This is a genomic window from Streptomyces sp. NPDC054847 (genome assembly GCF_053610925.1).
In genome coordinates, this window is the sequence record NZ_JBSGZJ010000200.1 from 1 (window position 1) to 12,152 (window position 12,152).

Sequence of the window (12,152 nt, forward strand, 5' to 3'; positions counted from 1 at the left end):
CCTGAGCGAACCTCCGCGTGAACACCGACCACGCCGCGACCGCCGCGCCCTCGGCGGCCACGGCCTCGGCGTGCAGCCGGTCCCTGTCGAAGCCCTGCCGGGCCAGCCTCTCCCGGTCCCACCCGGCGATCCGCTCGGCCTCTGCCTCCGGGTGAAACTGCACGCCCCAGGCCCTCGCGCCGACTCGGAATGCCTGGTGGGGGCAGGCCGCGCTGGACGCCAACCAAACCGCGTCCGGCGGAAGTTCGGTGATCGCGTCGACGTGCCGCTCGATCGCGGGAACCGCCGAGCCGAGCCCGTACAGCAGCGGATCGTCGGCGGCTTCGGAACGCATCCGGATCTGTGTGCTGCCGAACTCGGGCTTTCCGTGACGCGCCCGTACGCTGCCGCCCGCAACCTGTGCGAGCAACTGGCCACCGAGGCAGATGCCGAGGACGGGGGTGCCGGCGTCCAGCGCCTGCGAGACGAGGCTGCGGGTTGCCGGGAGCCAGGGCGCGCGCTCGTCGTCGTCCGGCAGGAAGCCGCCGCCGAGTACGAGGAGCGGCCTGCCGTCGAGCGCCTGGGGCAGGGCCTCACCCTCGTAGGGGCGCAGCACTTCGAGGCCGATCCCCGCCTCGCGCAGCCAGGCCCCGACCCGGCCGGGACCGCCGCTCCTGGTGTTCTGTACGACCACGGCGGTCGGCGGGCCCGGTGCGTGCGAGGGCGTCATCGCCTCAGCTCCCTGCTCGGCATCTGCGTTCGCCGCGTTGGTCCCTACGTTGATCGCAGCAGATCAGGGCGCGACGTGCGACGTCAACGGTCCGTCGGCCGCCGTACTCGGAGGGCTGGCCTCCAGTTCCCTTGGGGCGACGGGGCTGACGCTGACCATCGAGTAGCGTGCCGCGCCGACTCGGTCGACGCCGACGCCCACTTGGCGGGTCGATCCTCGGCTGAGGGGAGCGACTCTCGCGCTGCGACCTCGCCCAGGCTTCCAGGGGGGCTTATGCCGCCGGGTCGCCGTGCAGCGTTGCCACCACCGGCGTCCTGGCGTCCCGGACGTCGCGGAACGGCCCTTCAGCGGCCAGCACAAGCAAAAGCCCCTGAGGGGGACGTGACGGCCACCCCAGGAGCTCTCGCTCAGCCACTCCAACGGGAGCGCTTGGAGTTAACCCCACCACCATCCCACCCCCCATCGCCCGCGGAGCGTCCGCCACGGCAATAGTCCCCTGGACGGAGGTGCGATCCGCCCGGAGGGGCTGTCCCCGGTGGCTCGATCGGCGTGGTCCCCCGTCACGGGGGCGGCGGGCTCATGCCACTCGCAGAGCAGGACGGTGGCGTCATCTCTAAGCTGTCCGGGCAGTTCGCAGGAGGCAGGTTCCTACGGCGTCAGCACACGCGGAGAGAAGGCGCGGCCATTGCTGTGGACACTGGTCGTGGCCGCAGGGCAAGTCCGGCATCGGCCTCGGCGTCTACCGAATCAATGGGAGCGTGACACGTGATCGGGTGTCACCTCGGCACGGTGACCTGAAGCGAGCTGGGTGAGCAGCAGGGCGATGTCGTCGGCCCGGTACGAGGAGCCCCGGGCGTTGTGCAGAAGCCGGTCGGCGAGTTCGTCCGGTGTGTCCGCTCGGGCGTGGGCCAGGGATGCTCGCAGGCGGTCAATCCCTACGTTGATGTCGGCGCCGCGTTCCTCGACCAGTCCGTCGGTGTAGAGGGCAAGGACGGACCCTGGTGGGAGTTCGATCCGGGTTGCCGGATAAGTGCTTGCGCGATCCACACCGAGGAGTGGGCCGATGTCCAGTTCAAGGGCGTTGGTCATCGCGTTGGGACGGCGGAGCAGGGGTGGGGGATGGCCGGCGGTCACAGCACAGGCGTGGTGGCCGTGGGGTTCGAGGTGGATGTAGCAGCAGCTGGCCAGCAGCCCGGGGTCGAGGTCGACGAGGGTTCGGTTGACGCCCGCCATCACATCGCCGGGTGTATGGCCTACCGCCGCGAAGGCCCGTACGGCGCTGCGCAACTGGGCCATGGTGGCCGCGGCGGCGATGCTGTGGCCCTCCACGTCTCCGATGACAAGAGAGACCCCACTACCGGTGGGGATGACGTCGTACCAGTCGCCACCGATGTCCATCCCACTGGTGCCGGGCAGATAGCGCGCGACGGTGCGGATACCCGGGACTACTGGCAGCCGGTGCGGCAGGAGCGCTTGCTGCAGGCCCCGCGCGAGGGCGAACTCGGAGTCGTAGAGCCGCGCTCGTTCCAAGGCCTGGGCGATCAGCCCGGCAAGTGCGGTGAGGACGCCGCGGTCCCTCTGCGTGAACCGGTGGATCTCGTCGAAGCCGAGGACGCAGGTGCCGACAGGGTGGCTGGAGGCGATCAGTGGCAGATACGCCCAGGAGCGTACGTCGCCCGTGGGGATTCCGGGGTAGCCCTGGGAGAGGTCCTGCTGCGACTCTATGAAGAGCGGCGTGCCGGAGGTCAGGGTCTCCGTACCGGGCAGCCGCGCGTGCAGCGGTACGCCCTCCAGCCAGTCGAGGAAGTCTTCGTGGTGGCCGGTGTGAAAAAGCAGACGCATCGTTCCGTCGCGGACCACGTAGATCGCCAGCTGCTGGCCTCCGAATGCCGGTAGGAGCTGGTCGGAGATGACTTCGCAGACTTCGCGGGCGGTGACCGCCTCGGTCAGCGCGCTGCCCAGCTGCAGGACGTGGTACATGACGCCCAGGCGCGCCGGTGTGGCATCGGCTGCTGTCTCGGCCGAGGCGGCGGATGGCGTTGAGGTCGAGGACGAATCGTCGACGGGCACCACACGGCCGGTTACTCCGTCTGCTTCCGGATGGAGAGAGAACGCGAGCCACCGGTCGGGCGGTCGGCAGGCAAGGAAGGACACTGGCGCCTGCGAGATCATGGCGGACCGGTGCCGGTACTCGACGTCGGGATCGGACAGCCACGGCAGTACGTCCGGGAGAAACTGTTGCAGCAACTCGTCGCCGCGCACGCCCAGCAGCCCCAGGGCGCTGTGGTTGGCGTAGGTGACCCGCCCGTCTGGGGCGAGGGAGATCAGACCGTCCCGCAGCCGTTCGACCGCGGCGACGGCCGCGCTGCCGGCCTGCGCGTCGACGACCGTGCCGACCAGGCGCGTGCGTGCCTGCGCGCTGTCGGCCTCCAGTGCGCGGCCCCACAACTCAACCGTGCGGTACCCCTCACTGCTGTCCCTGCGATCCCGTATGCGCAGGCGCCACGCTTTGATCCGGCCCTCGGCGGCTGCCGCGCGGGCGGCCGCTCGAAGGGCCGCGCGGTCGCCGGGATGGAGGCAGGAAGCAAGCGTTTCGGCCCGTCCGTCGAAAGCACGGGGGTCAAGACCGAAGATCGCGCAGAGCTCGTCGTCCACGGTGATGATGCCGGTGACGAGGTCCCATTCGAACAGGCCGGCCCGCACGGCCGGTGCCGACGGAGCCGGTGTCTCGACGGGAATCGTCTGCGGGTCGCACTCGACGGGATCGCCGGTACGGGCGCGGAGGTCGGAGAGGGCGGCACCGAGCCGGTTGGCAACGGTCCGCACATGACGGCGCTGGGCCTTGGACATCCCTTGGCCGCCGGATGACGCCGCCCAGACGATCGCCAGCGCACCAAAGGTCTCCTCACCTGAGCCCACCGGCACGGAGCAGGAGCCGAAGGCGTACGGCAGAGCCACCGCGAGCTGGGGATACCGGCGCGTCGTCTCCTCCGCGTCGGCCAGGTGGACCGTGCGCCCGGAGCTGTAGGCTGCGGCGACCGGGATGGGACTGCTCACCGGAATGAGGCGCCAGCCCCCGAGCAGAGAGGGCGGCACGCCACAAGTCGCGGCGAGCACGATGGACCGGCGGTCGCGGGAGCGGAGAAATACACTCCCCGCATAAGCGCCGGTTCCTTCGACGGCTTCGACGACGGCCGCAGCAAGCAGATCCTCACGCTCCGCCGTCACGCCGCCGATCATTTCGCGCATACTCCCAGTGTGCGCAGGTCGGTCCCACCGGCCCAAGACGGCAGCGCAGCGGGACGCATCTATCGCAGCGGTCGCCGCGATCCGGCCTTGGCTCCGCCCTGGCCCGAGGCGCGCCGGCGAGTCTCGACCACTTGCCCGGCCGGTTCCGGCGCGGCTTCCCCAGAGGCGGCCGCCGGCCTTCAGCCTGCGCCGCGATGACCTGCTCGAGGGCGAGGGCGATCACCGGTCGATCTCGCTCTCGCCGAGCTCGACAGCCCTCGCCCTCGCGCTTGCCCTCGCCGTCGCCGGCGTCGGCAGCGGCATCTGCGCCGGCTCGTCGTAGGTCACCTGCACGAACGTGTCCTTGCTGATCTCGTAGCCCTTGCTGATCTCGTCGTCGGTGAGCGGCTTCCCGTCCAGCTCGCGCACCTTTCGGTACCGCACGCGGCCGTGCCAGCGAGGTGCACCTGCCGGAACGAGATCGAATGGTCACGGGGCCGGACCAGCTCGGGCGGGCATGGCGAGAGACCTCCATGACAGCCCCGAAACGGCCGGCGTACGGCGCTGCGCAGCGGGAAGGTCGCCCGGGCGGGAGGCGTCAGATGTGCCAGGAGCGGATGCGGGCGGCCGCGTCGTAGGCGTCGCTGCGGCCCGTGTCGATGTCCCGGGCGAGGTCGCCCAGCGCGGCGTAGGGGGCGTCGATGCCGCGTCGTCGGCCCACAAGGACTCGTCTCCTTCGCTCCGTCCCGCCTGGGCCGACCGGCGCCCACGTCACGGTCCGGATCCGGCTCGGCGAGGACGACCTGCATGTGGTCAGCGCCGGCCGCGCGCTCATTGCCCACCACAGGCGGCGGAACACCACCGGTACCCGTACAACCATCAACCACTCCGGTGAGTCCCACATTTCACGCACCGCTCCCACATGAATCGCACACATTCGCGGCGCTCCCGACCTTAGGCAGGCCATGACCCACCCGCAGCAGCCGTACAACCAGCCCCAGCAGTACCCGCACGGACAGCCCCAGCCGGGATACGGCTACCCGCAGCAGCCCGGCCCGTACGGTCACGGCCCCGCCCCCTACCAGCCGCCCCCGCCGCCGAAGAAGGGCATGGGCGCCGGCGCGATCGTCGCCATCGTCCTCGGCTCCGTGTTCGGCGGACTGATCCTGCTCGTCATCCTCGGAGCGGCCCTCAGCGACAGCAGCACGAGCACGAAGAAGCCGGTCACGTCGGAGGCGGCGGAGAAGGCGCCGGTGAAGAAGGACGACGCCCAAGCGGACGCGAAGCCCGCCACCAAGCCGAAGACCGAGCCCGCAGCCGAGCCGGCCGAACCCGCCCCGGTCCAACTCACCGTGACGAAGACGACGTTCAGGCCGAGCATCCTCCACGACGGCGGCGACTACACCAGCGTCCAGGTCACCATCGCCAACAACAGCGACGAGCAGATCGACATCAACCCGCTGTACTTCGCGATCACCGACACCACCGGCCTGAAGCACAACCACGAGCTCGGTGAGGACGAGAACCAGATGGACATGATGGACCTCGCCCCGGGCGAGAAGGCCACGGGCGTCATCACCGGCAAGGGCAAGTTCACCCCCAAGTACGTGACGTACACCGACGGCCTGTTCGGCGAAGGCGTCCGCGGCAACGTGTCCTGACCGGTCGAATGCCAGGCCGAGCCGGAAGTGCCGCACAGGCGGCCACGGCGACCGTTCTGCCGTCCGGGCTGAACGCCGTCCGGCCTCGCAGGTTCGGCAGCCGTCCGTCCGGAACCAGCTCCGTGAAGGACGCGCCCGGCGTCTGCCAGTCCCACAGGTGCACGCCCCCCGCGTAGCGGCCCCGGGACGTCAGCAGATAGCGGCCGTCGGGGCTGAGGTCGTTCCCCGTGAGCGAGCTGACCTCGGCGAGCGAATCCTTCTTCCACGGGCGGCGTGGGTCGGCGACATCCCATAGGTCGAGTGCCTCGCCGCGGACCGCCAGGAGAGGCCGGTCGGGCGCGCGGCGGGGGCGGACCTCGTGGACCGGTGGCCGACGTCGGCGAGACGCGGACGCCCAGCGTCAGTGCGGCCGCCGCGGTCGTGATGGCCGCGGTCGCTCTCGTGGGCTTCATGTCCCCCGTGTTCTTGTCATGAGTGTTCTTCCTTGCGGGGTCAGTTGCTCTGGGTGCGTTCGAGACGGCGTGCCCTGACCCGCCTGGCGGGTTGGGCGGGGTCTCCGACCGCCCCCGCTCCGCGGGTCCGCCCGGCACCGGGCCGCGGGGAGAGCCGGCCGGCGACGCGGGCGAGGGCGTCCCCGTCCGGGCCGGCGGCGATGTGGAAGTGCGACCGCTTCACGGGATCGAGGTCGCCGCCCCAGACGACCGTGCCTTCGCAGTCCAGGAGGATGTCACGCACGATCAGTTCATGGTGGGGCCACAACTCCTCGGAACCGCCGAGGGGGTAGGCGGTGGGGTGTAGGCAGAGTCCGGTGCCGGAGAGGTAGTTCGACTCGAACTCCGCGGCGACGGTCCGGCTGGTGGTGTGGCCGCTGACGCCGCCGCCCTGGCCGGTGTCGAGGGGCGCGATCTCGTAGTGCCAGCGCCGGGCGACGTGCAGGAGCACGGTCGCCACCGGGCCGTCCCGCAGGTCCACGGAGGCCGAAGAGCCCACCACCGTACGGGTGCTGACGGCGTCGGGGGTGATGGGCCACCCGTTCAGGGATCTGTCCCGGGTCCATGCGGCGCTCCCCCCGTTCGACGCGGAGACCGGGGCGGCGGCGGCCGGGCCGGCGTGGGCGATCCAGGCGGCCACGGCGGCGCCGGCCCCGGCGGCGAGGATGCCCCGGCGCGAGATGGTGCGGCTCACGCTATTCCCCTTCCATACGTCGGGTGATGACGGTGTGCAGTCCATCGACGAACGAGTCGAGTTGGTCCGCGGGGATCTTCTCCGGCCACTGGGACTCGTCCTCGGGCAGAAAGAACTTCTTGCCCCAGTCGAACGCGGAGAAGAAGTCGAAATCCAGCAGGATGTTCCGCACGGTCGCCTCGAACGTGCTGCGACTGCCGCTGAACCGGGTGTCGTAGAAGTGGGTGAACCGCTTCCCCGAGCGGTTCGCTCCATCCCAGAAGTGGTACGTGAACAGGGCGTCGGACAGGAGCCTGTCGTCCCCGCCGCCCGACTCGCCGTCAGAGCCGTGCAGCATGCGGGAGAGGTTGTAGGCGTCGACATCGGCGATGAGGTCGTCACTGCTGAACCGGGATTCCACCGTCGCGGATCCGACGACCTGGACGCAGAAGTTCTCGCCGGTCATCGAGCGGTGGTCCTCACGCCACTGCGTGTAGGCGTTGAGGATGTCCCCCGCCCATCCGCAGCCTTCTCCCACGGTCGCGTCGTTGCCGCTGCCGGGGCGGCTGTAGTGGCCCTCGGCGGCGGCGCCGAAGTGCGCGAGGGTGATGTCGTGGTTCGCCCGCGGATCGTAGTAGGTTAGCCTGTCGCCGGGTTCGATGCCCGCGTCCGCGCAGGCATCCATGATGTCCCAGGAGATGCCGCCGAGAATGGCATCCCATTTCACGCCGTGATAAGCGGGTTCGGCCGAGCGCAGGAACGCCAGCGTTCCGTCGATCACCGAGTGCCGGGGAGGTCCGGAGCCCATGGCGGAGATGACGCCCTCGACGCGCTTCACGAAGTCGATGTACTCCCGCAGGCTCTGATCACCCTGGCCGGTGAAGTCGAGGCTGGACACCCCGAGGTCGCTTTCCCGCCGCCAGACGTTGGCGTCGAGGCCGTAGCCGGCCTGGAACTGGTACTCCCGGATCTGGTTGAACGACCAGTTGTGCGGCATCGGATAACCGAGGTTCCCGGAGTAGCCCCAGGACATGCCCGAGACGAAGGACCAGCGGGCGCCGGCCTCGCGGGAGACGCGTTCACAGACGTTGCGGGTGCCGTACACGCCGAAGACGTAGCGGGCGCCGTTCTGCTCGAAGGCCGTGCGGACACCGTGGAAGTAGGGCAGGACGTTCGAGGTGATGTGGTGGTCCTGAGCGTCGTAGTCCACGGCGAAGTAGATGCAGGATCCGTGCGGGATGCCGTGTTCCCTGGCCTTGGCGACGGCCTTGACCCCCTGGTCGTATCCCTTCTCGTAGGTGAAGTTGAACAGCTGGGTCCCGTTGTACTGGAACAGCGGGAACAGCCTGAGACCGCCGTCGATGATGTCCTGCGCCTCGCCGGGCTTGAGCGCCTTGCCGAGGTAGTGCTCGTCGTCGGGGTCGAGGTGCTCGTCCAGGTACCGGCCGATGATCCGGTAGTCCTCGTTCCACAGGGCCTGGGCGCGTTCCTTGCTGGTGTACGCGGCGGTGTCGCAGCCTTCGGCGTCGCGGCTGGTGTCACCGCAGGAGACGAGCAACTGGGCCCAGGTCTGGAAGTTGTAGGTGCCGGTGGGGATCTGGGAGAACGCCTGGAAGGCGTTCACCCAGTGCTCGATGTCGGGCCACGGGACGTCGCCGTCCTCCTCGGGCCAGGGCATGTCGCCGAACACCTTTTCGGAGGCGAAGTGGACGGCGCTGCCGTCGCTGCCCCAGGTGGGGGAGTTGAACCAGCAGGCGGCGCGGAACAGCAGCGCCAGGTCGGCGGGCAGGGAGCTGCCGGTGCCCCTCGTCTTCAGGGCCTGCTGCGTACCTTCGCCGAAATAGCCGTTGATGGTGGCTTTGTCCAGGCCGAGTTCGTACTGGACGGCCAGCATCAGCCCCTGTTGCACGTCGCGCGAGTAGTGGCCGTCGCACGGCACCAGGTTCATGGCGTGGATGCGGACGAGCTGGACGTAGCGCTGGTTGAGGTGCTGCTGGATGCGCTTGGTGGTGCCGTGGCCGCCGGGCACGGTACGGAACTGGTCCATGCGCAGCAGCGAGCGGGTGATGCGGGCCCACAGGTCGGCGTCGATGTGCGAGCCGGGAAGGAGACCGATGTCGCCGTAGAGTTCACCGAGGGAGGCCGTGGCCGTCGAGTCCCATACGGCGGGATGCTCCGAGCCGTAGTAGCCCTTGCACCACAGCGCGGCGTTGTAGATGCGGACGATGTTCGTGTTGGTCTCCTGGTCGGGGAACCGGAAGCGCTTCTTCACCGCTTCGAAGGTGCCCGGCCCGAAGTTCTTGACGGTCGGGGATATCCCCAGTTCGTGCTGGAGTGCCTGGGTGAGGCAGTCCACTGTCGCCCAGCCCGTACTGCCGTCTGTCGGGCACGGAACGTACCCGGGCGCGTTCGCGTAGGTCGCGTTGACCCACTTCTGGGCAGCCAGGACATTCGGGTCTTCCGACATGCGCATCCTCCACGGTTCAGATTCGTCTGCCCGGAGCGCGGTTCGCCGGGCGGGGCGGTGGAGCCGCCGCGTGGCCGGCGCGCGGGAGCGGTTCGGCCGCGCCCCGAGCCGGGCGGGAGAGGGAGCGGGTGCCGATGGGGCTCCCGTGTCTGAGTGGCGGCTTCTCCTCGCCTCTCCGCGGCACGGGAGCCTCGTGTGACGCGGCCCTCGAGGTCGGCAGCGTGGCACTCCCCGTCCCACGGCCCGCACTGAAGAGGCTCCATCTCGTTCCGGCACGCTCCGCCGGTGAGGATCGTCGTTCCGCTCGGAGTGGCGGCTCGTCAGAGCCGGCTGCACTCGTCGGAGCCCATGGGGGTGACCGGCTTGTAGTACCACGTGAGCGCGTTGCGCGTCTGCGGGCCGTAGCCGCCGTCCACCGAGATGCGCTCCCTGGCCTGGGCCCGCTTGAGCGCGTCACGGGTCCGCGGCCCGAAGTCCCCGTCCACGTCCAGCGATTCGCCGTAGCACTTGTTGAGGGTCAGTTGCAGCGCCCTGACACCGGCGCCGGAGGACCCCTCCTGCATCGAGCAGTTGAGACTCAGGTAGGTGCCGTCGCTCCAGGCGGGGATGCGTGCCTCCCCGCGCCACTCGATGAAGTTCCCGTACTTGACGTAGGTCGCGTTGCAGCCGCTCGCGGCCGCGGCCGGCCCGGCGGTGCCGACCACGGCGGCGCCGGACAGCAGTGTCACTCCTACGGCGAGAGCCGTCACTCTGGTGCGGAGGGTGCGGAGGGTGTGGTTGATCTCCATGGAAGCCTCGTCCTGTCGTGTCACGTCGGTCCTGTCACGTCTGTCGAAGGCCCGTCTGCGTAGCCCTCTGCTTCTTGACGATCCGCCGGCCGGACTGGCGACCTGTTGCCGGCGTACCGGGGCGGATGACAGGCACCACCCTCCAGTTCTGAGCTTGCAGAAAGCTTGCAGAGGCATGGACGCCCTGGCCACGCCCGAAGACCCCCGGAAGCGAGCCTCGCCCCCACCTACGGACGAGTGCGGCCCCACTGTCCTTTCGCGGGAGGCGAGTACTCCGGTGAGTCCGGCATACGCAGTGAATCCAACTCGTGTCCTATGCGCGGGGGTTGTGAACTGCTGTGGTCTGACTTGGTATGAGTGAGTTCTGGCGTGTGTGGGCGAGTTGTTGTGGGCTGCTGTGCGCGGGGGTCGGTGTGGTGAACGGGGGTTCGCCTGTCGAATGGGTGGCCTTGGGGGGTGCTGGGTCGTTGGGGTGGTGGCGGGTGCGTGTGTGCGGTGCGGAGGGGGTGATCACTGTGGGTGGTCTGCGGGAGGTGGCGGCGCCGTTCGTGGCGACCGGCCCTTCGGGTGTCGCCGTGCGTGACCGGCTGAAGGGCCTCACCCCCGAGGACGAGCAGGTGCTGCGTCTGGTGGGTGCGCACCTGGGCTCGCTGGCCTCGCGTGATCTAAAAGCGCGTTCCATGGACGGGTTGGGGCACTGTGCCGAGTCGTGGGCGGCGCGCAAGCGGGGCCTGACGACTGAGTCGTCGTCCAGGTGGGCGGGGTCGATCACTAAAGCCACGCACGACCAGTGGGCGCTGGCCCGGCGCGGGCAGGCCGCGCACATCCACGGCCTTGAAACCGGTGCCAGGACGATCCGGCACCGGCTGTCGCTGCCGGTCGGGCAGAAGGGCTCCAAGCGGGCTCCGGGCGGCTACCGTTCCCGGCGGGAGTGGCATGCCAAAACTCGCCGCCTGCGGGTGCTGGAGCACCGGCTCGGAAAGGTGCGGGCCGATCATGCGGCCGGTGTTGTGCGCGTGGTGCGGGGCGGCAGACGACTGCTCGGCACCCGTCACCATCTTGCCGAGGCGGGACTGACCGAGGCCGAGTGGCGCGAGCGGTGGGAAACTGGGCGCTGGTTCCTTACGGCGGACGGCGAGTCGGGCAAGAGGTTCGGCAACGAGACGATCCGCATCACCCCCGACGGCGAGGTGTCGATCAAACTACCGGCACCCCTGGCGTCTCTGGCCAACGCTGCACACGGCCGGTACGTCCTCGCCGCGCAGGTCTCCTTCGCGCACCGGGGCGCCGAGTGGGCGGACCGGGTGGCAGCGAACCGGGCCGTCGCCTACCGCATCCACCACCACACCGGACGCGACCGCTGGTATCTGACCGCCTCCTGGCAGATCCCGGCCGCCCCGACCGTGCCGCTCCAAGCCGCCCTCGCCCACGGTGTGATCGGCGTCGACACCAACGCCGACCACCTCGCCGCCTGGCGCCTGGACACCCACGGCAACCCCTGCGGTGAACCCCGACGCTTCCCCTACACCCTCACCGGCACCACCCGGCACCGCGACGCCCAAGTACGCCACGCCCTCACCCGACTCCTGCACTGGGCCAAGGCCCGCGGGGTGAAAGCGATCGCGGTCGAAGACCTCGACTTCCAGGCCGAGAAGACCAGGGAGAAGCACGGCCGCAGGCGAATCCTCCGGCAGCTGATCTCCGGCATGCCCACCGGCAAGCTCCGCGCCCGGCTCACCTCCATGGCCGACCGGACGGGTATCGCGATCATCGCCGTCGACCCGGTCTACACCAGCAAATGGGGGGGCCCAGCACTGGCAGAAACCCCTCACCACCACCCGCAAGACCAGCCGGCACGATGCCGCAAGCATCGCGATCGGCAGGCGCGCCCAAGGGCACCCGATCCGGCGACGGACGACACCGCCCCCGCACGACCAGAGCGATCGTGCGGGGCATCGGACCGTCCAGGCCGACCCGGGCACCCTGGGGCGCGAGGAACCCCGCCCCCGCATCCCCGGACCACGCACCCGATGCGCGCCACCGGACGCGGAACGAAAGCGGGCAACCAGTGCGTCCAAAACCGTTCGGGACGCGCCAGTCGCACAGGTCTGGGTCCAAAACTCACTCCTGCTCAC

At 69.8% G+C, this 12,152-nt stretch carries 8 protein-coding genes and 1 pseudogene; 2 read left to right on the top strand and 7 right to left on the bottom strand.

The window, feature by feature from the left end:
- The 4 genes from ACWGH4_RS20180 to ACWGH4_RS20195 all read right to left on the bottom strand — a co-directional run.
- Positions 1-709, bottom strand: a 709-nt coding sequence (locus tag ACWGH4_RS20180; protein ID WP_453462607.1) for a type 1 glutamine amidotransferase, incomplete at its 3' end; no start/stop codon positions are given.
- Positions 710-1,456: 747 nt separating this feature from the next.
- On the bottom strand, positions 1,457-3,958 hold the full coding sequence (locus ACWGH4_RS20185) for a SpoIIE family protein phosphatase (RefSeq protein ID WP_453462610.1): 2,502 nt from the start codon (positions 3,956-3,958) through the stop codon (positions 1,457-1,459).
- Positions 3,959-4,177: 219 nt separating this feature from the next.
- Entirely contained in the window at positions 4,178-4,366 is a 189-nt protein-coding gene (locus ACWGH4_RS20190; protein WP_453462613.1) for a hypothetical protein, read from the bottom strand.
- 169 nt (positions 4,367-4,535) lie between these two features.
- On the bottom strand, positions 4,536-4,658 hold the full coding sequence (locus ACWGH4_RS20195; protein ID WP_453462616.1) for a hypothetical protein: 123 nt from the start codon (positions 4,656-4,658) through the stop codon (positions 4,536-4,538).
- Between the two features lie 244 nt (positions 4,659-4,902).
- Here ACWGH4_RS20195 and ACWGH4_RS20200 point away from each other — a divergent pair, with 244 nt between their 5' ends.
- Positions 4,903-5,598, top strand: coding sequence for a DUF4352 domain-containing protein (locus ACWGH4_RS20200; RefSeq protein WP_453462619.1), 696 nt, complete (start codon positions 4,903-4,905; stop codon positions 5,596-5,598).
- Positions 5,599-6,090: 492 nt separating this feature from the next.
- Here ACWGH4_RS20200 and ACWGH4_RS20205 read toward each other — a convergent pair whose 3' ends face one another.
- The 3 genes from ACWGH4_RS20205 to ACWGH4_RS20215 form a co-directional block, all read right to left on the bottom strand.
- Positions 6,091-6,783 (bottom strand): hypothetical protein, encoded by a 693-nt coding sequence (locus ACWGH4_RS20205; RefSeq protein WP_453462622.1) that lies wholly within the window; start codon positions 6,781-6,783, stop codon positions 6,091-6,093.
- Between the two features lies 1 nt (position 6,784).
- Positions 6,785-9,229: a glycoside hydrolase domain-containing protein gene (locus tag ACWGH4_RS20210; protein WP_453462625.1), complete on the bottom strand. Its 2,445-nt coding sequence runs from the start codon at positions 9,227-9,229 to the stop codon at positions 6,785-6,787.
- A 320-nt stretch (positions 9,230-9,549) separates the two neighbouring features.
- On the bottom strand, positions 9,550-10,041 hold the full coding sequence (locus ACWGH4_RS20215) for a peptidoglycan-binding domain-containing protein (protein ID WP_453462628.1): 492 nt from the start codon (positions 10,039-10,041) through the stop codon (positions 9,550-9,552).
- 491 nt (positions 10,042-10,532) lie between these two features.
- Here ACWGH4_RS20215 and ACWGH4_RS20220 point away from each other — a divergent pair.
- Positions 10,533-12,152: pseudogene (locus tag ACWGH4_RS20220) on the top strand (IS200/IS605 family accessory protein TnpB-related protein); the annotation flags it as partial.